Annotated in this window: 17 protein-coding genes; 12 read left to right on the top strand and 5 right to left on the bottom strand. The window is 62.6% G+C overall.

What is annotated here, in order from left to right:
- The first annotated feature begins 15 nt into the window (after positions 1 to 15).
- From JOD78_RS04165 to eutC, 3 genes are all read left to right on the top strand, one after another.
- A complete protein-coding gene (locus tag JOD78_RS04165) occupies positions 16 to 1,338 on the top strand; it encodes an HAD family hydrolase (RefSeq protein ID WP_121045619.1) in 1,323 nt (440 codons plus the stop codon).
- 68 nt (positions 1,339 to 1,406) lie between these two features.
- Positions 1,407 to 2,813, top strand: coding sequence for an ethanolamine ammonia-lyase subunit EutB (locus tag JOD78_RS04160; RefSeq protein WP_121045618.1), 1,407 nt, complete (start codon positions 1,407 to 1,409; stop codon positions 2,811 to 2,813).
- Positions 2,810 to 3,703: an ethanolamine ammonia-lyase subunit EutC gene (gene eutC / locus JOD78_RS04155; RefSeq protein ID WP_121045617.1), complete on the top strand. Its 894-nt coding sequence runs from the start codon at positions 2,810 to 2,812 to the stop codon at positions 3,701 to 3,703. Before JOD78_RS04160 ends, eutC begins: the two co-directional genes overlap by 4 nt.
- 108 nt (positions 3,704 to 3,811) lie before the next feature.
- Here eutC and JOD78_RS04150 read toward each other — a convergent pair whose 3' ends face one another.
- Positions 3,812 to 6,040 (bottom strand): NADP-dependent isocitrate dehydrogenase, encoded by a 2,229-nt coding sequence (locus tag JOD78_RS04150; RefSeq protein WP_121045616.1) that lies wholly within the window; start codon positions 6,038 to 6,040, stop codon positions 3,812 to 3,814.
- Positions 6,041 to 6,406: 366 nt separating this feature from the next.
- Here JOD78_RS04150 and JOD78_RS04145 point away from each other — a divergent pair, with 366 nt between their 5' ends.
- The 4 genes from JOD78_RS04145 (at position 6,407) to JOD78_RS04130 (ending at position 8,080) form a co-directional block, all read left to right on the top strand.
- Positions 6,407 to 6,691: a DUF1778 domain-containing protein gene (locus JOD78_RS04145; RefSeq protein ID WP_121045615.1), complete on the top strand. Its 285-nt coding sequence runs from the start codon at positions 6,407 to 6,409 to the stop codon at positions 6,689 to 6,691.
- Positions 6,688 to 7,182: a GNAT family N-acetyltransferase gene (locus JOD78_RS04140; protein ID WP_121045614.1), complete on the top strand. Its 495-nt coding sequence runs from the start codon at positions 6,688 to 6,690 to the stop codon at positions 7,180 to 7,182. Before JOD78_RS04145 ends, JOD78_RS04140 begins: the two co-directional genes overlap by 4 nt.
- 192 nt (positions 7,183 to 7,374) lie before the next feature.
- On the top strand, positions 7,375 to 7,677 hold the full coding sequence (locus JOD78_RS04135; protein ID WP_121045613.1) for a type II toxin-antitoxin system MqsR family toxin: 303 nt from the start codon (positions 7,375 to 7,377) through the stop codon (positions 7,675 to 7,677).
- A gap of 1 nt (position 7,678) precedes the next feature.
- Entirely contained in the window at positions 7,679 to 8,080 is a 402-nt protein-coding gene (locus tag JOD78_RS04130) for a type II toxin-antitoxin system MqsA family antitoxin (protein WP_121045612.1), read from the top strand.
- Between the two features lie 88 nt (positions 8,081 to 8,168).
- Here the strand turns inward: JOD78_RS04130 and JOD78_RS04125 are convergent, their stop codons facing one another.
- On the bottom strand, positions 8,169 to 9,455 hold the full coding sequence (locus JOD78_RS04125; protein WP_121045611.1) for an MFS transporter: 1,287 nt from the start codon (positions 9,453 to 9,455) through the stop codon (positions 8,169 to 8,171).
- 341 nt (positions 9,456 to 9,796) lie between these two features.
- Here JOD78_RS04125 and JOD78_RS04120 point away from each other — a divergent pair, with 341 nt between their 5' ends.
- The gene (locus JOD78_RS04120) at positions 9,797 to 10,795 is read left to right on the top strand and encodes a 2-hydroxyacid dehydrogenase (RefSeq protein WP_209569668.1); all 999 of its coding nucleotides are present in this window, start codon (positions 9,797 to 9,799) and stop codon (positions 10,793 to 10,795) included.
- Here the strand turns inward: JOD78_RS04120 and JOD78_RS04115 are convergent, their stop codons facing one another.
- Both JOD78_RS04115 and hmpA read right to left on the bottom strand, forming a co-directional pair.
- Entirely contained in the window at positions 10,796 to 11,152 is a 357-nt protein-coding gene (locus JOD78_RS04115; RefSeq protein WP_134136464.1) for a hypothetical protein, read from the bottom strand. It lies immediately after the preceding gene.
- 215 nt (positions 11,153 to 11,367) lie between these two features.
- Positions 11,368 to 12,561, bottom strand: coding sequence for an NO-inducible flavohemoprotein (hmpA, locus tag JOD78_RS04110; protein WP_134136462.1), 1,194 nt, complete (start codon positions 12,559 to 12,561; stop codon positions 11,368 to 11,370).
- Positions 12,562 to 12,733: 172 nt separating this feature from the next.
- Here hmpA and norR point away from each other — a divergent pair, with 172 nt between their 5' ends.
- A complete protein-coding gene (norR, locus tag JOD78_RS04105) occupies positions 12,734 to 14,311 on the top strand; it encodes a nitric oxide reductase transcriptional regulator NorR (protein ID WP_209569670.1) in 1,578 nt (525 codons plus the stop codon).
- Positions 14,312 to 14,451: 140 nt separating this feature from the next.
- Here the strand turns inward: norR and JOD78_RS04100 are convergent, their stop codons facing one another.
- Positions 14,452 to 14,634, bottom strand: coding sequence for a hypothetical protein (locus JOD78_RS04100; RefSeq protein WP_034330630.1), 183 nt, complete (start codon positions 14,632 to 14,634; stop codon positions 14,452 to 14,454).
- A gap of 410 nt (positions 14,635 to 15,044) precedes the next feature.
- Here JOD78_RS04100 and JOD78_RS04095 point away from each other — a divergent pair, with 410 nt between their 5' ends.
- From JOD78_RS04095 to glgB, 3 genes are all read left to right on the top strand, one after another.
- The gene (locus JOD78_RS04095; protein WP_034330632.1) at positions 15,045 to 15,272 is read left to right on the top strand and encodes a dodecin; all 228 of its coding nucleotides are present in this window, start codon (positions 15,045 to 15,047) and stop codon (positions 15,270 to 15,272) included.
- 565 nt (positions 15,273 to 15,837) lie between these two features.
- Positions 15,838 to 17,439 (top strand): glycogen synthase GlgA, encoded by a 1,602-nt coding sequence (glgA, locus tag JOD78_RS04090; RefSeq protein ID WP_134136460.1) that lies wholly within the window; start codon positions 15,838 to 15,840, stop codon positions 17,437 to 17,439.
- 199 nt (positions 17,440 to 17,638) lie between these two features.
- A complete protein-coding gene (gene glgB, locus JOD78_RS04085) occupies positions 17,639 to 20,077 on the top strand; it encodes a 1,4-alpha-glucan branching protein GlgB (RefSeq protein WP_209569673.1) in 2,439 nt (812 codons plus the stop codon).
- Positions 20,078 to 20,079: the final 2 nt, after the last annotated feature.

The raw sequence follows: 20,079 nt of genomic DNA, 5'->3' as shown, positions 1-20,079 counted from the left end.
TTCGACAGGGCCATCATGAACAACAATCACAAACCGACGACCGACACCGCCGCACCCGCTCTCAAGCGCCGTGGCTTCCTGGGCGGCCTGCTGGCGGCTGCGGCCGGTGGCGCACTGGCCACCATCGCCACGCCCGGCCAGGCGGCCGCCCGCGCTGAAGTCGCGCTGGACCGTGCCAAATGGGCGGCCCGCAATCACGAGATGGTGGCGCAGATGATCGCCGAGCATGGCAAGCTGTCATCCGGTTACCAGAGCGGCAAGCGGCCCTATGCCGTGTTCGACTGGGACAACACCAGCATCATGAATGACTGCGAAGAAGCGCTGTTGATGTACCAGATCAATACGCTGTCTTTCAAGCTGACACCAAACGAGTTCGCGGCCATCACCCGTCAGAATGTGCCGCCGGGTCCGTTCAGCAAGGACTTCAAGAATGCGGCAGGCAACATCGTGGATCTGGAAGCGATCTGCGCTGACCTCGATGCGGATTATGCGTTCCTGTACGCCAACTACAAGGGCATGGCCGGTAGCAAGAGCCTGGAAGAAATCACCGCCACGCCGGAGTTCCAGGACTTCCGTACCAAGCTCTACTACCTCTATGAAGCCGTCAACGATACCCATGGCGTAGCCGTCGGTTATCCGTGGGTGATCTACTTCTTCGCCAACATGAGCGTGGCCGAAGTGAGCGCGCTGGCCGAAGCCTCCAACGATGCTGCGCTGGGCGCGGCGCTGACCAAGGTCAAGTACACCAGCCCGGCCGATCGTGCGGGCAAGGCGGGCGTGGTGAGCGTGTCGCACTTCCATGGCATCCGCCTGTGCACCGAAATCGCCACCTTGATGGACAGCCTGCGCCGCAATGGCATCGACGTCTATGTCTGTACCGCCTCGCTGGAAGATGTGGTGGCCGTGTTTGCGACGCACCCCAAGTATGGCTACCACGTTACCCGTGAGAACGTCATCGGCCTGCGCCTGGAGCGCAACGGGCAGAGCTTCCGCAATGCCTATCTGAAGGAGTGGCCGCTGACCTGGGGGCCGGGCAAGACGGTCGCCATCAAGCAGGTGCTGGTGGCGCAAAAGGGGTATGGTCCGCTGTTCGTGGCGGGCGACAGCGATGGCGATTACGATATGCTGCGTGACTTCCCCGAGACCCGTTACGGCCTCATCGTCAATCGCATGAAGAACGGCAAGATCGGTGAGCTGTCCAAACTCGCGGCTGACCAGATCAGTGCCGCCAAGCCGCGCTTCCTGCTGCAGGGACGCCAGGAGTCGACCGGCAACTGGCTGCCGGCCGAAACCAGCATCAAATACGGCAAGACCGCACCGCAACTGCTGACCAGCTGATCGCGCCGTTGCGGGGCATGACGCACCGCTGCCTGAGCAGGCAGCGGTGACCAAGGAGGAGCATCATCATGGCCGAACACCGTTTCCGGCACAGTGTGGGTAGCGCCAGCTACGTGTTTCGTGATCTCAAGGAAGTGATGGCCAAGGCCAGCCCGGCGCGTTCCGGCGATCTGCTGGCCGGTGTAGCGGCGGGCAGCGCCGAGGAGCGTGCCATTGCGCAGATGGCGCTGGCGAACCTGCCGCTGAAGACTTTTCTCGACGAGCCGCTGATCCCTTACGAACAGGATGAAGTCACCCGGCTGATCCTCGACAGTCACGACCGTGCCGCGTTTGCGCCGATCGCGCACCTGACCGTGGGCGATTTCCGCAACTGGCTGCTGGCCGATGACACCGACAGCACGGTGCTGGCCGCCGTGGCACCCGGGGTGACGCCGGAGATGGCGTCGGCCGTCTCCAAGATCATGCGCAACCAGGACCTGATCCTGGTGGCCAAGAAGTGCCGCGTGGTCACGGCCTTTCGCAATACCATCGGCTTGCCCGGCCGCTTGTCCACCCGCCTGCAGCCCAATCACCCCACGGATGACGCCAGCGGCATCGCCGCCAGCATGCTTGATGGCCTGATGTATGGCAACGGCGATGCGGTCATCGGCATCAATCCCGCTACCGACAACGTCCCGCAGGTGGTCAAGCTGGTCGGCATGATGGCCGATGTGATCGCGCGTTACGAGATCCCGACGCAATCCTGCGTGCTCACCCACGTCACCAACACGATTGCCGCCATCGAGCGCGGCGCGCCGGTGGATCTGGTGTTCCAGTCCATTGCCGGGACCGAGGCGGCCAATCGCGGCTTCGGCATCGACCTGGCCATCCTGGGCGAGGCGCGTGAGGCTGCGCTGTCCCTGAAGCGCGGCACGGTCGGCGACAACGTGATGTATTTCGAAACCGGCCAGGGCAGTGCGCTGTCGGCCAATGCGCATCACGGACTCGACCAGCAGACCTGCGAGGCGCGCGCGTATGCCGTGGCCCGCGCCTTCAAGCCGCTGCTGGTCAATACGGTGGTGGGCTTCATCGGGCCAGAATACCTGTATGACGGCAAGCAGATCATCCGCGCCGGACTGGAAGACCATTTCTGCGCCAAGCTGCTGGGCCTGCCCATGGGCTGTGACGTCTGCTACACCAACCATGCCGAAGCGGACCAGAACGACATGGATGTGCTGCTGACCTTGCTGGGCGTCGCCGGCTGTACCTTCGTCATGGGCATCCCCGGTTCGGATGACATCATGTTGAATTACCAGACCACTTCCTTCCACGATGCGCTGTATGCGCGGCGGGTACTGGGTTCGCGGCCGGCGCCGGAGTTCGAGGCGTGGCTGCACAGGATGCAGATCTTCAATGCGGGTGGCCAGGATCAGGCATTCCGCCTGCATGCCGACATGCCCCCCGGTTTCCGCGAGACCTTGTTGCGCCTTCAATGACCATGGACGACAAACAAGCCATTTCACCGCAAGGTGCAGAAAACGTCAGCCCCGGTGCAGAAAACGTCACGGCCAATCCATGGGAGGCATTGCGCCGCTTCACTGCTGCGCGCATCGCCCTGGGACGCAGTGGCGTAAGCCTGCCGACCGCGCCGCAACTGGCTTTCCAGCTGGCGCATGCGCAGGCGCGCGATGCCGTGCATCTGCCGCTGGATGTGGCTGCGCTCAAGGAACAATTGCAGCAGCAAGGTCTCTGCGCAGCCGAAGAAGTGATCGATGTGCAAAGCGCGGCAGCGGACCGGCTGGTGTACCTGCAACGACCGGACTTCGGGCGCAGGCTGTCGGAAGCATCGCGCCAGCAATTGCTTGAGCGTTTCGGTACCGAGCCGCAACGGCGCTTCGATGTGGGCTTCGTGATCGCCGATGGCTTGTCGGCGCTGGCCATCGTGCGCAATGCCGCGCCTTTCCTGGCGGAGGTGATGCAGCGTATTGCGCCGGAAGGATGGTCGATGGCGCCACCCGTGATCGTGCAGCAGGGACGGGTGGCGGTGGCCGATGAAATCGGGGAGTTGCTGGGCGTGAAGCTGGTGGTGATCCTGATCGGTGAGCGGCCGGGGCTGAGTTCGCCGGACAGCATGGGTCTCTATCTGACCTGGATGCCCTCGCGCGGACTCACCGACGCCAGCCGCAATTGCATCTCCAATGTGCGGCCGGAAGGTTTGCCCTATCCGGAAGCCGCCTACAAGCTGCATTACCTGATGGCGCAGGCGCACCAGCGTGCCCTGTCCGGCGTGGCCTTGAAGGATGAGACGGCCAGCGAGGGTGAGGCACTGGATGTGCGGCGCAACTTTTTGCTCGGCGGGGATGAGCCGGCTTATCTGAAAATCTGAAAGGGAAGCGTTATCGGGAAAAAGGAAAAGGCCGCGAACTTTCATTCGCGGCCTTTCATTTTTGCGCGGGGAGGGCGATGCATCCCCCCTCCCTCAAGCATCGACGCTTTACACCGATTCCAGTGCCTGGTTCAGCGTGGCGCTCGGACGCATCACGGCGAAGGTCTTCTCACGATCCGGCAGATAGTAGCCGCCGATGTCGACTTCCTTGCCCTGCACCGAGTTCAGTTCTTCGACGATCTTCTGCTCGTTCTCGGACAGTGCCTTTGCCAGCGGGGCGAACTGCTTGGCCAGTTCGGCGTCGTCCTTCTGTGCGGCCAGTTCCTGGGCCCAGTACAGGGCCAGGTAGAAGTGGCTGCCACGGTTGTCCAGCTCACCGGTCTTGGGCGAAGGCGACTTGTTGTTGTCCAGCAGCTTGCCGGTGGCAGCGTCCAGGGTCTTGGCCAGGATCTTGGCGCGGGCGTTGCCGGTCTTGATGCCCACGTCTTCGATGGAGACGGCCAGGGCCAGGAATTCACCCAGCGAATCCCAGCGCAGGTGGTTTTCACCGACCAGCTGTTGCACGTGCTTGGGGGCCGAGCCGCCGGCACCGGTTTCGAACATGCCGCCACCTGCCATCAGCGGGACGATCGACAGCATCTTGGCCGAGGTGCCCAGTTCCATGATGGGGAACAGGTCGGTCAGGTAGTCGCGCAGGATGTTGCCGGTCACCGAGATGGTGTCCAGGCCGCGGATGACGCGTTCCAGGGTGTAACGCATGGCGCGCACTTGCGACATGATCTGGATGTCGGCACCGGTCAGGTCGTGATCCTTCAGGTAGGTGTTGACCTTCTTGATCAGTTCGGCTTCGTGCGGACGGTACGGGTCCAGCCAGAAGACGGCGGGCATGCCGGACAGGCGGGCACGGGTCACGGCCAGCTTGACCCAGTCACGCACCGCAGCGTCCTTGACCTGGCACATGCGCCAGATGTCGCCTTCTTCCACGTTCTGCTCCAGCAGCACCTGGCCATCCAGGGTGACGATGCGCGCCACGCCGGCCTGGGCGATTTCGAAGGTCTTGTCGTGCGAACCGTATTCTTCTGCCTTCTGGGCCATCAGGCCGACGTTGGGCACGGTACCCATGGTGGTCGGGTCGAAGGCGCCGTTGGTCTTGCAGAAGTTGATGATTTCCTGATAGATGCGGGCGAAGGTCGACTCCGGCAGCAGGGCCTTGGTGTCTTCGGTCTTGCCAGCGGCGTTCCACATCTTGCCGCCAGCACGGATCATGGCCGGCATGGAGGCATCGACGATCACGTCGTTGGGGGCGTGCAGGTTGGTGATGCCCTTGGCGGAGTCCACCATGGCCAGGCGCGGACGCTTGGCTTCATCGGCCTTCAGGTCGGCCAGCACTTCGGCCTTCTTGTCTTCGGGCAGGGTGTTGATCTTTTCGTAGACGCCGGACATGCCGTTGTTGGGGTTCACGCCGATCTCGGCGAACAGCTTGGCGTGCTTGGTGAAGGTGTCCTTGTAGTAGGTACGCACGGCGTGACCGAAGACGATCGGGTGCGAGACCTTCATCATGGTGGCCTTGACGTGCACCGACAGCAGCAGGTCGGTGTCGAAGGCGTCCTGCATCTGCTCTTCGTAGTAGGCACACAGGGCCTTCTTGCTCATGAACATGCTGTCGATGATTTCACCGGCTTGCAGCGAGATCTTCGGTTTCAGGACGATGGTTTCGCCGGACTTGGTGACCAGGTCCATCTTGACGTCCACGGCCTTGTCCAGGGTCAGGCTCTTTTCGCCGGCGTAGAAGTCGCCGCCGTGCATGTGCGCCACGTGGGTACGCGAGGCCATGGACCACTTGGCCATCGAGTGCGGGTGCTTGCGGGCGTAGTTCTTGACGGCGTTGGGTGCGCGGCGGTCGGAGTTGCCTTCGCGCAGGACCGGGTTCACGGCGCTGCCGGTGACCTTGGCGTAGCGCTTCTGCAGGGCCTTTTCTTCTTCGGTGCTCGGGTTTTCCGGATAGTCGGGCAGCTTGTAGCCGCGCGCTTGCAGTTCGCGGATGGCCGCTTGCAGCTGCAGGATCGAGGCGCTGATGTTGGGCAGCTTGATGATGTTGGCGTCGGGGCTCTGGGTCAGTGCGCCCAGTGCGGCCAGGTTGTCGGGGACTTTCTGTTCATCGGTGAGGTACTCCGGGAATTCAGCCAGGATACGCGCAGCCACCGAGATATCGCTTTCGACGACGTCGATGCCGGCCGCGGCGGTGAACTTCTTGACGATGGGCAAGAGCGAGTGGGTCGCCAGATAGGGTGCCTCGTCGGTCAGCGTATAGATGATGGTCGGGTTGCCAGTAGTCACGATGATGTCCTTGCGTTGGTGTGTTGATGTGCTTTGGTGCGATCCCCGCAGCGCCGGATGGACCGCCCTGGCTCTGTCGGCCTGGGCTGGCGCCACCTCCTTGTCGGCTGTGCTGCGTGGAAATTCGTCTCCCGGGGCGGCATGGCTGGCGTACTGCTGCCAGAAGGCCGCGGCAAAAAACAGCGGTAGTTTACTCCTAAGCGGGGCGAAATGCTTCAACTCTTATATAAGACTTGAAGAAATTTTTGCTTTTCGAAGGATTGCTGCCCCGTTCTCAATCCCTTGGCATGACTCTGCTATTGTCGTGGATCCACTTTTTGTGGGTATCCGGCAAAATGCCGTACAATTCATTTCATGGGAAAACGCATGACGCCAGCTGTCGCCACTGCTCGACTGGAAGCCCGGATCAGCCCGGAGCTTCAGCAATTGCTCAAACGTGCCGCCGAGATTGAAGGACGGACCTTGACCGACTTTGTCGTTGCTGCCGTCCGGGAAGCGGCGCAGAAAGCGGTCGAGCAGGCCGAAGTCATCCGTTTGTCCTTGCAGGACCAACAGCGCTTTGCCGAGGCGCTTCTGGCTCCGCCACCACCATCGGCAGCACTGCAGCGCGCCATGGCGCGTCATGACAAACTCCTGCGCAGCGAAGAATGACGCGCCCGCCGTTCCTCGTGACGGCGTTAGAACCCGCCCTTCACGATCGCAGCCGCTTCGACAGCGGCACACCCGCATTGAACCGCTATTTGCGCGAACAGGTGACCCAGGATATCCGGCGCCGCGTGGCCGCCTGCTTTGTCGCAGTGGACGACGATCAGCGGGTGGCCGGCTATTACACGCTGGCCAGCGCCAGCGTGCCGCTGGTGGGCCTGTCCGATGAGATGCGCCGCAAGCTGCCTCGCTATGGCGCCATTCCTGCCATCCGTCTCGGTCGTCTTGCCGCCGACCGGGAATTCAAGGGCCGGGGCCTCGGTGATGCTTTGCTGGTCAATGCATTGCGCCGGGCCGTCGCGGCGGAGATTCCGGGCGCGGTCTTGGTGGTCGACGCCAAGGATCCGAAGGCGTCAGCCTTTTACCGCCACCATGGTTTCATCGCCCTGCAGGATGCACCGCTCACGCTGTTCTTGCCCCTCGCGTCAGTGCGTTAAGCAAGCGGCAATTCTCCAGCAGCCCATAAGAAGGGGCGGCAAATCTGCGGCCTATTCCAATAAAGCGCTTCAACTCATCTATAAGAGTTGAAGAAATTTTTGCTTTTGGCTTGAATGTGAGCCGCCGCGTTTGTTCCTTCCGTGGAATCTTTTAACCTATTTGGTTTAATCACCTGACAGGTTAGAATTCCGATGGAGAAGCACACCGCACATTGCAAGCTGCCCCTGCTCAGGTCGTTGATCGAGTCCGGTAGGGTGAGGGTGACCGCTACTGCCTTCCAGGGTGCGCGGGCTTGCGGCATCGACAACCTGGAAGGCATCTGTGCGGTGATTCTCGGGCTGTCCGTCCGTGATTTCCATAAAAGCATGACCACGCACGCCGACCATCGCATCTGGCAGGATGTTTATCACCCTCGGCTTGCCAGCGGCGTCAAGGTGTATCTCAAGCTGAGCGTGGTTGATGATGTGCTTGTCGTTTCCTTCAAGGAGCTATGAAATGAAATGTCCTTGCTGCGGTGCAGCTGAACTGGTCCGCGAGACGCGCAATCTGCCCTACACCTACAAAGGGCAGAGCACCCTCATTGAAGCGGTGACGGGAGATTTCTGTCCGGCCTGCGGCGAAGTCCTGCTTGATCGTGAACACGGCGACCGCTACAGCGCACAAATCGGCAAATTTCAGCGCACGGTCAACGCCACCTATGTTGACCCGGCCTATATCACGCGGGTCAGACGCAAGCTTGATCTGGACCAGCGTGAGGCCGCCGAGTTGTTCGGCGGCGGCGTCAATGCCTTTTCTCGCTACGAAAACGGGAAGGCCAAGCCGCCGCTTTCACTGGTGAAGCTCTTCAGGCTGCTGGATCGCCATCCCGGTCTGCTTGAAGAAATCAGGACTACCTGAGAATATCGGGTTCGATCACGGACGCTGAGCAAACAAAAAAGGGCCGCAACTCTGCGGCCCATCCCAATAGCTAGTACAAGAACCTGTCTCAGGCCGTCACTGCCTGCCGTGCCGCCTTGTTGCGATACAGGATCAGGGTGGCGATCAGCCCGCACACTGCAGCCGTGCTCATCCAGAGGCCAGGCGCTGCCTTGTCGTGGGTCATTTCGATCAGGCCAGTCGCAATGGCCGGCGTGAAGCCGCCGAAGACGGCGGTAGCCAGGCTGTAGGCCAGCGAGAAGCCCGCAGTACGGACGTCAGCCGGCATCACCTCGGTCAGGGCCACCACCATCGCGCCGTTGTAGCTGGCGTACAGGAAGGACAGCCACAGTTCCACCATCAGCATCTTGGCGAAGCTGGCGTCATGCACCAGCCAGTTCACGGCCGGGTAGGCAGTCAGGATGGTCAGGACGGTGAAGGTCACCAGGATCGGGCGACGGCCGATGCGGTCTGACAGCGCGCCCATGATGGGCAGCCAGATGAAGTTGGACAGGCCCACGCACAAGGTCACGATCAGGCTGGCCTCGGTGGAGAGCTTCAGCACGTTCTTGCCGAAGGTCGGGGTGTAGACCGTGATCAGGTAGAACGACACGGTGGTCATCGACACCAGCATCATGCCGGCAATGACCAGCTTCCAGTTTTCGATCATGGAACGGAAGATCTGGCCGGTGCTCGGACGATGCTTGCGGCGCATGAACTCTTCGGTTTCCTGCAGCGAGCGGCGGATCACGAACAGCACCGGCACGATCAGGCAGCCGATGAAGAACGGCACGCGCCAGCCCCAGTCACCGACCTGGGCCGGGGTGAGCGTCGTCGAGAGCATGTAGCCGATGGCCGCTGCCACGATGATGGCCACCTGCTGGCTGGCCGACTGCCAGCTCACATAGAAACCCTTGTTGCCAGGCGTGGCCATTTCGGCCAGGTAGACCGACACGCCGCCCAGTTCCACACCGGCCGAGAAGCCTTGCAGCAGGCGGCCGACCAGCACCAGCATCGGAGCCAGCACGCCGATGGTGGCGTAGGAGGGGACGAAGGCGATGAGCATCGTGCCCAGGGCCATCAGCGCCAGGGTCACGATCAGGCCCTGGCGGCGGCCGACGCGGTCGACATAGGCGCCCAGGATGATGGCGCCCAGCGGGCGCATCAGGAAGCCGGCACCGAAGGTCATGAAGGTCAGCATCAGCGAGGCGAACTCGTTGTCGCTGGGGAAGAAGGCCTTCGAGATGTGGGTCGCGTAGAAACCGAACAGGAAGAAATCGAACATTTCCATGAAGTTGCCGCTGGTCACGCGCAGCACGGTGGAAAACTTCGATTGCGAAGAAGTGGATGTCGTCATGATATGTGCCTCGTTATCTGTTGGGCGGACCGTGTTGATTCCGGTCTTGCGCCTGTCTCGTACTGCCATGCGGCAGCTTGTGTCAGGATCTTTTTTTGTGGGGACAGCTATTGCGCCGCCGATTCTATGCCCGAAAGTGATCCATGGGACCCACTTGCCGCGCTGCGCAAGCAAATATCGGTTTTTTCGATAGCTGGATGAAAGCTTCAGCGCGCATTTCCATCGCAAAAAGCTGTTCGCGCGACAAGCTGCGGTGTATCAAGGCGATCAGAGGTGAATTATGGTGCAATGCGGCATGGCTCGTGACTTCACGCAGCCCAGCTCATCCATGAAAGGTTCCTATGAAAACCGCCGTCTTCAGCGCCCGCCGCTACGACCAGACCCTGCTCACGCGCGCCAATACCGCGTCCGGCGCTGCGCATGAACTGGTGTTTCTGCAAGACCGTCTCGATCTTGATACGGCACAGCTGGCCAGCGGCTGCCAGGCCGTGGCGGCCTTCGTCAACGATGACCTGGGTGCTGCCGTGCTGGAACGCCTGGCCGCTCTGGGCGTGCGTTTCGTCACCACACGCTCCACCGGCTTCAATCACATCGATACGAAAGCCGCGCGGCGGCTGGGCATCACGGTGGCGCGCGTGGCCGATTATTCACCTTACTCGGTGGCCGAGTTCGCCGTGGGCCTGCTGCTGGCGGTGAACCGAAAAATCGCGCGCGCCAGCATGCGCACCCGCGAAGGCAATTTCGAGCTGGAAGGATTGATGGGCTTCGACCTGCACGGCAAGACCGTGGGCGTGATCGGTACCGGCAAGATCGGCGCGCTGTTCGCCCGCATCATGGCCGGATTCGGCTGCACCGTGCTGGGCAGCGACGTGCATCACAATCCGGACTTCGAGGCTCTGGGCGGACGCTACGTGCGCCGCGAAGAGCTCTTCGCCGCCAGTGACGTGATTTCGCTGCATTGTCCGCTCACTGAAGCCACGCGCTATCTGGTCAATGCCGGGACCTTGGCCCTCGCCAAGCCCGGCTGCATCCTGGTCAACACCAGCCGCGGCGGGCTGGTCGATACCGAAGCCGCGATTGCCGCCTTGAAGAGCGGCCAGTTGCGCGGCCTGGCCATCGATGTCTATGAACAGGAGGCCAGCCTGTTCTTCCAGGACCTGTCCTCGACCATCATCACCGATGACGTGATCCAGCGCCTGGTCTCCTTCCCCAATGTCATCGTCACCGGCCACCAGGCCTTCTTCACCGAGGAAGCCATCGGCCAGATCATGCAGACCACCATCGCCAACCTGAATGATTTCGCCGCGGGCAAGCAACTGGGCGAGCGTCTGGTGGCCTGATCAGCTCGCATGGCGGCCGGTGTCGAACAGCGAGCCCAGCTGCTCGCCGATGCGCGGACGCAGGTGTTCATGCACGCGCTGGATGATGTGTTCGGCATCGTCGGCGCCATAGGTCTGCGCCAGCTGCCGATGCATGTCGAAATGCAGGTAGAGCAGTCCGCGCAGACTCTGGAAAGCAGTCGGATGGGCCTGGCCGCAGACCTGCTCGTTGTTCTCCATGACCTGGTTCAGTACGCCCGGATCGAACAGGCGTACCTGGCAGATCACGGCGCAGCGGACGATCTCCAGGTCCAGTGCTTCCAGTTCCTGGGTCAGTTCATCGGGAGTGTGGCGCTCGGCGCTCAGCTTTTCGCTCATGGCGGTCTTTCGGAGGAGGAGGGGAGTCCTCAGGATAGCATTTGCTGCAACGCGGAAAACTTGTCGAAGATCAATCTTTCAGGGATTGCCAGCGCGAGGCAGGTAAATTTTGCAAAGAGCTTCACGCTGCTGCAGCATGGCGCTCAGACGGAACAAAAGGGCGATGGCGGATCGCCCGCCATCGCCCCTTCAGCGCGCCTTTCGGCCAGACAGGATCACTCCAGCGCGGCAGCCGGACCGAAGAATTCATATCGGCTCTGAGCCGCCGGTACACCCAGCGCGCCCAGCGCACGCTTGATGGCTTTCATGAACGGCTTGGGGCCGACGAAGTAGGCGTCCACGTCCCGCGTTTGCGGTAGCCATTGCTGCAGCAGAGCCGCATCGATGAAGCCGGTGGCGTAGGGGGCCGGATCGCCTGCGCGCGCCCGTTCATAGCAGAAATGTGCCTGCAGTTGCGGGTGTTGCGCCGCCAGTTCTTCCACCTGACGGCGGAAAGCATGCACGCCGCCATGGCGCGCCGCATGGATGAAATGTACCGGGCGACCGGTCGGCAGCGCCGCTGCCAGCATGGTCATCATCGGCGTAATGCCCACGCCGCCGCTGATGAGCACCAGCGGCTTGTCACTGGCCGTGAGCGTGAAGTCGCCGGCCGGCGGGAACAGTTCCACCACCGCGCCCACATGGATCTCGTCGTGCAGATGGCGCGAGACCTTGCCCTCGGCTTCACGCTTGACGCTGATGCGGTATTGCAGCGGCTGCCCCTGCTGGCGCAGCGGGGCCGACAGCGAATACTGGCGGCGCTGTTCCAGTCCGTCCACCACCATGCGCAGGCCGATGTACTGGCCCGGCTCAAAGTCCAGCAGCGCGCCGCCATCCTGGGGCATGAAGTAGAAGGAGGTGATCTCCTCGCTCTCGGCCACCTTGCGCGTGACCACGAAATTGCGCGCACCGCGCCAGCCGCCTGGCGCGGCGGCCTTGGCGTCATATTGCTGGCGTTCGGCGCCGATGAGGATGTCGGCCAGCTGGCCATAGGCGGCAGCCCAGGCATCGATGACGGCATCGGTGGCGATCTCCGCGCCCAGCACTTCACGGATGGCACGCAGCAGGCAGTCGCCGACCATCGGGTAGTGCTCGGGCTGCACCTGCACGGCGACGTGCTTGTTGATGATCTGCGCGGCCAGCGGGCCCATTTCTTCCAGGCGATCGATATGCCGCGCGTACATCAGTACGCCATTGGCCAGCGCACGCGGCTGGTCGCCGCTGGCCTGGTGGGCGCGATTGAAGAGGGGATGAACCTGTGGGTAGTCGCGCATGAGCATCTTGTAGAAGTGCGTGGTCAGCGCCTCGCCGCCCGATTCGAGCAAGGGGACGGTGGATTTGACGATGGCGAGTTGGGCATCGGTAAGCATGCGGGACCTTTCTGTTGGAAGCGGTGGAGGAAGTGCCGGAATGTCCGGGACCCTCTTGCTATTACAAAAGGCGTGCCACTTTCGAATGCCAATAAAATCAGTAGCTTGCAAGCGGTTGGTGTATTTATGACCTGTGTCATAATGACCAATCAATCTTCCTTTGGAAGTCAATATGACCTCAAAAGTCCTGCTCGACGCCTTGCTCCCGCTGGTAGCCGACCTGTCGCGCCAGATCGATGACCGCGAGCGCTATCGCCGCCTGCTGCAGACCTTGCGCACGCTGTTCCCCTGCGATGCTGCAGCCTTGCTGCGACTGGAGGGCGAGCTGCTGGTGCCGCTGGCCATCGACGGACTTTCCAGCGATACCTTGGGCCGCCGTTTCCGCATCGCCGACCATCCGCGCTTCGGCGTACTGCTGGCCAATCTCGGGCCGACACGCTTTCCTGCCGATTCAAGCCTGCCCGATCCCTACGACGGTCTGGTCGATGGCTTGAATGACGCCCATTCCGGCGCGCTGGAAGTGCACGATTGCATGGGCTGTGCGCTCTCGGTCAATGGCCGCCCGTGGGGCTTGGTCACGCTGGATGCGTTGGGTGCAGGGCGCTTCGATGGTGTCGACATGGCCTCGCTGCAGGCTTTTGCGGCGCTGGCGGCTGCCACCGTTCATGTGGCCGAACGCATCGACGACCTGGCCGCCGCTGGCGAACAGGCACGCCAGCGCGCCGAAGCCTATCGGCTGGGGCTGGAGGAGAGCCAGGGCAAGCGCGAACTGATCGGCCAGAGTCCGGCCCAGCAACAGCTGCTGGACGAGATCCGCATGGCCGCCCCCAGCGACATGACGGTGCTGGTCACCGGCGAAACCGGCACCGGCAAGGAACTGGTGGCCCACGCCCTGCATGCAGCCTCGCCCCGTGCGCACAAGCCCATGATCAGCCTGAACTGCGCAGCCTTGCCCGATACGCTGGTCGAAAGTGAATTGTTCGGCCACGTGCGGGGGGCTTTCTCGGGAGCGGTTGCAGACCGTCGCGGCAAGTTCGAGATGGCCGATGGCGGTACGCTGTTTCTGGATGAGGTCGGGGAGCTGCCGCTGGCGGTGCAGGCCAAGCTGCTGCGGGTGCTGCAGAGCGGGCAGCTGCAGCGGGTCGGTTCAGATCGCGAGCACCGCGTGGACGTGCGCCTGATCGCTGCCACCAACCGGGACCTGGCCGAGGAAGTGAAGCGCGGCCATTTCCGCGCGGATTTCTATCACCGCTTGTCGGTGTTCCCGATCCGCGTGCCGCCGCTGCGCGAGCGCGGGCGCGATGTGCTGCTGCTGGCCGGATATTTCCTGGAGCAGAACCGGGCGCGGCTGGGCTTGTCCAGTCTGCGCCTGGCAGCCGATGCCCAGCGCGCACTGCTGGACTACGCCTGGCCCGGCAACATCCGCGAACTGGAACACCTGATCGGGCGCAGCGCCCTGCGCGCCCTGGCATCGCAGCCAAAACGACCCGCCATCCTGACGCTGGATGCGGCGGCGCTGGAGTTGGGGCATCCCGCCCGCCCGCTAGCCTCGCCTGACACTGCGGCGAGCGCACAAGCTGAACCCGCGCAGCCGGGCGAAGGCCTGCGTGCAGCCGTCGAGCGCTTCGAGCGCAAGCTGGTCAGTGAGTGTCTCGAACGCCATGGCGGCAACCTGGCCGCGACGGCGCGGGAGCTGGGGGTGGACCGGGCCAACCTGAACCGGCTGGCCAGACGTCTCGGACTGCGTTGAGCCGAGGGGAGGGTGGTTTACGGTCGATATGAAGAAAAAGAAAAGAAAACGGCCGGAATCCGTCAGGGCAGGCTGCCCATCATGATTCCGGCCGTGGCGGCGTGAAGCCTGGTGTCAAAAAGCCAGAGCGGAGAACAGCCTCAGGCGTCTTGACGCTCCACATCCAGTTCTGCCAGCTGGCCGCGAATGCGGATCGCCGTCAGGTTGCGGGCGGCAGCGGCATCGTCGTTGACGTGTTGCAGGTCTTCGGGCGGTGCGCTGATGACCTTCACGGGTGCGCCTGCGGGTGCAGTGACGGTAACGCCGGGGTTGAGTTGCGACATGATGATCTCCAAGGGATGAAAATCTCGTGCAGGCCCGCCGGAACGGATCAGGGCGGGCAGGGCAGCTATACGTTATATGAACGTTTTAGCAAGCCAGATGATGCAATATTAGCCGGTTTGGTTGCGCTGCAACAGGTATTGAGCGGCTTAAATTTTTGTAGGAAGACACGCACTGTTGAAGACCGGCAATCCTTGTTTTGCGGCAATGGCAGGGCGGCTCCGGGTAAATTTGCTGCGAAGCAAAAAACGAGTTGATCTGATCGGTCGTCTGTCCTGCGCGGGATGGCTTTCCCACCTGCTGTCCTACGCAAGCTGCTGGCGTTGGCCGATGCCGTCCGCCCAATGGCCCGGCTAGGCTATCGGTTCGCCTCATCGTCCGATGAGCCCATCCCCATCAGGAAGGAGTTCCCATGACCGAACGCAAGCAAGACAATTCCAACACCTACAAGATCATCGAAGTCGTCGGCAGCTCGCCCAACGGCACGGATGAAGCGATCCGCAATGCCCTTGCCGACGTGGCCAAGACTGTCAAGAACGTGGACTGGTTCGAGGTCACGCAATGCCGTGGCCATGTGGAAAATGGCAGCATCGGCCATTTCCAGGTGGGCTTGAAGATCGGTTTCCGCGTCGAATCCTGAGCGATCAAGGCCGATGCCATGGATGAGGGATACAGGCAGGCAATGCGCATCGCCAGCGGATAGCGATGTTCAATTTGCGTCTGAGGCATCGGCTCGTTAAGCTGAAAACTCTTCGCACCCTGCGCCCTGAACCCTCGATCCAGGGCGTTTCAATGACGGCACCTTGAGCCGCTTTTTCCCGTAAATCATTTAGCCATTCAGGTAGCTCATCTGGCGGTGCAGCGTGGCGAGCTCTTCCGTGATTGAAGAGCGCAAGCCGGCTGTGCGATGCCGGCTTGTTGCTTTATGGTGATCGTCGATGCATTGAGGCGTGGGCTTTTTCGCCGCGCTGCAACAGTAGGATTCATCCTACGCCATCTCAGGCCGCTGTCCGATAGTGAGCGGATCTGCCGATCCGTATAACGTAATCATCGGCGCTCAAAAGACTGTCCAGTCCAACACAACAACAAGGACGTGTTTTCGCCCCGGCCCCCGGATCAAGCCACGGCCAGGACGAAGACCTATGCGATGCGACGAGCCAAGGGTGCTTTCCATCTCAGGTGCTTTCACACATTAGGGGTCCATCTTGCAAGCTCGAGTTCTGTTAGTCAGCTCAGAGGCCGTACCGCTCGTCAAGACCGGTGGCCTGGCCGACGTGATTACCGCGTTGGCCGTATCGCTGCGCAAAGTCGGCATCGATGCCAGCATCCTCATGCCCGCCTATCCGGAGGCGGTCCGCAATCTCGGCGACACGGTGCAGATCGGCCTGAAGCACGGCCTGCCCGGCGGTGCCGGCCGGATTCTGCGCGGCACCATCCCCGGTACCGACGTGCCGGCGCTGCTGCTGGATACGGCGCGCTTCCGCCAGCGCGGGGCCAATCCTTACGTCGATACCGACGGCGTCGAGTTCAGCGACAACGCGCTGTGCTTCGCCGATCTGTCGCACGCCGCTGTGGCCATCTGCGCCGGTGAAACCAGCCTGCCGGTGCCGCACGTGGTGCATGCCAACGACTGGCACGCCGGTCTGATTCCCTGCCTGTTGAAGCTGCGCGGGCTGGATCACATCGGCACCATGCTGACAATTCACAATCTGGCTTTCCAGGGCAATTTCGCGCTGGAGTCGGCCGAGCAGATCGGCATTCCCCAACATCTGCTGACCGGCGACGGCGTCGAGTACTGGGGCAAGCTGTCCTTCCTCAAGGCCGGCATTCGTTTCTCCGATTGCGTCTCCACCGTCAGCAAGAACTACGCGGAAGAGATCATGACCCCGCGCTTCGGCTGCGGCATGGACGGCATTCTTTCCTTCCGCAAGCTGGATCTGCGCGCCATTCCCAATGCCATCGATGCTGAACTGTGGAATCCCGCCGATGATCCGCTCATCGCCCGCAACTTCAGCATCGGCAACATGAAGGGCAAGGCTGCCTGCAAGCGCGACCTGCAAAAGCTCTTCGGTTTGCCAGTGGATCCCTTCGCACCTGTCATGGGCCTGGGCTCGCGCATCTCGCATCAGAAGATGGCCGATGTCGTCATCGAAGCGCTGCCCGGCATCATGGAGCGCCATCCGCGCCTGCAGGTGGTGATCCTGGGTTGTGGTGATCACGACTACGAAGCCGCCTTCCTTGATCTGGCCGAGCGTTATCGCGGCCGCATCGCGGTCCACATCGGCTATGACGAGCGCCGCGCGCACGCCCTGCATGCGGGCAGCGACATGTTGCTGCACCCGACCCGCTTTGAACCTTTCGGCCTTACTCCCCTGTATGCCATGCGCTACGGTGCCATCCCCATCGGCTCACGCGTCGGTGGCCTGGTCGACACCGTGTGCGATGCCGACCGCGATCCACAGCGCGCCACCGGCGTCCTGTTCGAAGGCGAGAGCGCCGCCGACATGCAGCACGCCGTGGCCCGTGCCTTCGCACTGTACAACGACACCGAGCGCTGGCAGAGCGTGCAGCGCAATGCCATGAGCATCGACTGCGATTGGGCTGGCCCGACCCGCGCCTACATCGACGCCTATGCGCACGTGGCCGACATGGCGGTGCGCCCGTTGTTCGCACCGCGTCCATTGTCGGTGGATCGTCCTGCTGCCCAGGCGCACGCCCAGCCGGAGCGCATGGTCAGTCCGGCGGCCGCCATCGCTGCGGCACTGGCCGGCGTGGTCGGCGTACCGGCCGCCGTGGCGGCTGCCTGAACGACGAGGCGCCGGGGCGATTGCGCCGGCGTTGCGCCCCTTGTGATTCTGTTTTGATCCTTACCCGGTCCGCATGGACCGGGCAGGGAGAGTGTTTGCCGGCGCGCCGCCCTCAGCGCGCCGGTTTTTGATTCAGCTGTTTTGATTCCGCTGTTTTGCGATGTTTCGATCAACCCCGATAACAACAACAGGAGTGTGCATGTCCGGCATGTCTGTCACGGCATATAGGGCGTCCACGACGCCCCAGGAAGAGACTTCCGACGCCAGCTCGGCCGCGCCCGGTTCCGCTTCGGCGCAGCCGCCGTCTTCTTCTCATTACTCTCATCCCTCTGAATTCCCGGAACAAACCGCCTTGTCCCTTTCCCTTGAAGAGCAGGGCCTGCTCGAAGCCTTGCTGGCCGGCCGCCTGACACAGCCCTTCGGCCTGCTCGGCCCGCGCTATGCCAGCCAGTCCTGTGGCGTTTCTGCCATCCGCGCCTTCCATCCCGGCGCGGCAGCGGTGCGTGTGCGCTGCCGTCACAGCGGTGTGCTGCTGGGCGAATTGCAGCAGTTCGAGCTGCATGGCCAGCCCAGCGGTTTCTTCAGTGGTGTGGCCACCGGTCTCGACCAGGGTCGCCATCAAGTGCCTTATGTGCTTGAAGTGGACTGGTTGATCCCGGACGGCAGCCGCAGCGTACAAAGCACGGAAGACCCCTATGCCTTCGGCCTCCTGCTCGGCGAGCTCGACCTGCACCTGTTGCGCGAAGGCTGGCATCGCCAGCTGGCTGATTGCCTGGGCGCACGTCCGATGGACATCGACGGCGTGCCCGGCACGCGTTTCGCGGTGTGGGCACCGAATGCCGAGCGCGTCTCGGTAGTCGGCGACTTCAACCAGTGGGACGGCCGCCGCCACGTCATGCGCCTGCGCCACGAATCCGGCGTGTGGGAACTGTTCATCCCGCGCATCGGCCCCGGCGATGTCTACAAGTACGAAATCCTGGGCCGCGATGGTGCCTTGCTGCCGCTCAAGGCCGACCCCGTCGCGCGCGCTACCGAGCCCCCGCCGGCCACCGCCTCGGTCGTGGCGGATGCCCGTCCTTACCTGTGGCAGGACCAGCAGTGGATGGCCGAGCGCGCGCAGCGCCAGTCGCTGTCGGCACCGATGTCCATCTATGAGCTGCATCCTGCGTCGTGGCGGCGCATCCCCGAACAGGCGCACCGCAACCTCAGTTGGGATGAGCTGGCCGATGAGCTGATCCCCTATGTGGTCGGCATGGGCTTCACCCATATCGAACTGATGCCGGTGATGGAGCACCCCTTCGGCGGCTCCTGGGGCTACCAGCCCATCAGCATGTTTGCGCCCAGTGCCCGCTTCGGCAAACCGGAACGCTTTGCGGCCTTCGTCGACCGTTGCCACCAGGCCGGTATCGGCGTGCTGCTGGATTGGGTGCCGGCGCATTTCCCCAGCGACCAGCATGGCCTGGCGCAATTTGACGGTACCGCGCTGTATGAGCACGCCGATCCGCGCGAAGGTTTCCATCAGGACTGGAATACGCTGATCTTCAACCTCGGCCGCAATGAAGTGCGCGGCTTCCTGATCGCCAGCGCCCTGGAATGGATAGAACACTTCCACGTTGACGGCCTGCGTGTGGATGCGGTCGCCTCGATGCTGTATCGCGACTACAGCCGCAAGTCCGGCGAATGGGTACCCAACATCCACGGCGGCCGCGAGAACCTGGAGGCCGTGGCCTTCCTGCGCGAACTCAATACCGTGGTGGCACAGCGCTGCCCTGGCGTGCTGATGATCGCCGAGGAATCGACCTCCTGGCCCGGCGTGACCTCCGAGGTCAGCAACGAGGCCGACCATCACGGCCTGGGTTTCAGCTACAAGTGGAACATGGGCTGGATGAACGACACCCTGCGCTACATGCAGCATGACCCGCTGTTCCGTCGCTATCACCATCACGACATGACATTCGGTTTGCTATATGGTTTCTCGGAAAACTTCATCTTGCCGATATCGCACGATGAGGTGGTCCATGGCAAGCGCGCGCTGCTCAACAAGATGCCCGGCGACGAATGGCGCCGCTTCGCCAACGTCCGTGCGTATTACGGATTCATGTGGACGCATCCCGGCAAGAAGCTGCTGTTCATGGGCAGCGAGTTCGGCCAGCCTGACGAGTTCGACCACGACAAGTCGCCCTACTGGCACCTGCTCAACGAGCACGGCGACCATCCTGCGGGCCATCGCCAGTTGCGCCAGCTGGTCAGCGACCTGAACCATCTGTATCGCAGCGAGCCGGCCTTGCACCAGCGCGACTGCCGCGCCGACGGTTTCTCCTGGGCGGTGGGCGACGACAGCGTCAACAGCGTGCTGGCGTATTTCCGCTATGCCGATGAGGGTCCGCCAGTGCTGATCGTGGTCAACCTGACCCCGGTACCGCGCACCCATTACCGTATCGGCGTGCCTCCGATCGCGCCCGGCCATCATGGCGTCTGGCGCGAAGTGCTCAATACCGATGCCGCCGTCTATGGCGGCAGCAACAGCGGCAACCTGGGCCAGGTACAAGTGCAGGAATTTGGCTGGCACGGCCACCCGACTTCCATCGAACTGAACCTGCCCCCGCTATCCACCCTGATCCTGCGTAGAGAGTCCTGATA

This window comes from Herbaspirillum sp. 1130 (genome assembly GCF_017833835.1).
GTDB classification, from domain to species: Bacteria; Pseudomonadota; Gammaproteobacteria; order Burkholderiales; family Burkholderiaceae_D; genus Herbaspirillum; species Herbaspirillum huttiense.
This window is presented reverse-complemented; position numbering and strand designations above follow the sequence as displayed.

Excerpts from the sequence above, each read along its gene's own strand:
- JOD78_RS04165 (WP_121045619.1), top strand. The coding sequence starts at position 16 with ATGAACAACAATCACAAACCGACGACCGACACCGCCGCACCCGCTCTC.
- JOD78_RS04160 (WP_121045618.1), top strand. The coding sequence starts at position 1,407 with ATGGCCGAACACCGTTTCCGGCACAGTGTGGGTAGCGCCAGCTACGTG.
- eutC (WP_121045617.1), top strand. The coding sequence starts at position 2,810 with ATGACCATGGACGACAAACAAGCCATTTCACCGCAAGGTGCAGAAAAC.
- JOD78_RS04145 (WP_121045615.1), top strand. The coding sequence starts at position 6,407 with ATGACGCCAGCTGTCGCCACTGCTCGACTGGAAGCCCGGATCAGCCCG.
- JOD78_RS04140 (WP_121045614.1), top strand. The coding sequence starts at position 6,688 with ATGACGCGCCCGCCGTTCCTCGTGACGGCGTTAGAACCCGCCCTTCAC.
- JOD78_RS04135 (WP_121045613.1), top strand. The coding sequence starts at position 7,375 with ATGGAGAAGCACACCGCACATTGCAAGCTGCCCCTGCTCAGGTCGTTG.
- JOD78_RS04130 (WP_121045612.1), top strand. The coding sequence starts at position 7,679 with ATGAAATGTCCTTGCTGCGGTGCAGCTGAACTGGTCCGCGAGACGCGC.
- JOD78_RS04125 (WP_121045611.1), bottom strand. The coding sequence starts at position 9,455 with ATGACGACATCCACTTCTTCGCAATCGAAGTTTTCCACCGTGCTGCGC.
- JOD78_RS04120 (WP_209569668.1), top strand. The coding sequence starts at position 9,797 with ATGAAAACCGCCGTCTTCAGCGCCCGCCGCTACGACCAGACCCTGCTC.
- JOD78_RS04115 (WP_134136464.1), bottom strand. The coding sequence starts at position 11,152 with ATGAGCGAAAAGCTGAGCGCCGAGCGCCACACTCCCGATGAACTGACC.
- hmpA (WP_134136462.1), bottom strand. The coding sequence starts at position 12,561 with ATGCTTACCGATGCCCAACTCGCCATCGTCAAATCCACCGTCCCCTTG.
- norR (WP_209569670.1), top strand. The coding sequence starts at position 12,734 with ATGACCTCAAAAGTCCTGCTCGACGCCTTGCTCCCGCTGGTAGCCGAC.
- JOD78_RS04100 (WP_034330630.1), bottom strand. The coding sequence starts at position 14,634 with ATGTCGCAACTCAACCCCGGCGTTACCGTCACTGCACCCGCAGGCGCA.
- JOD78_RS04095 (WP_034330632.1), top strand. The coding sequence starts at position 15,045 with ATGACCGAACGCAAGCAAGACAATTCCAACACCTACAAGATCATCGAA.
- glgB (WP_209569673.1), top strand. The coding sequence starts at position 17,639 with ATGTCCGGCATGTCTGTCACGGCATATAGGGCGTCCACGACGCCCCAG.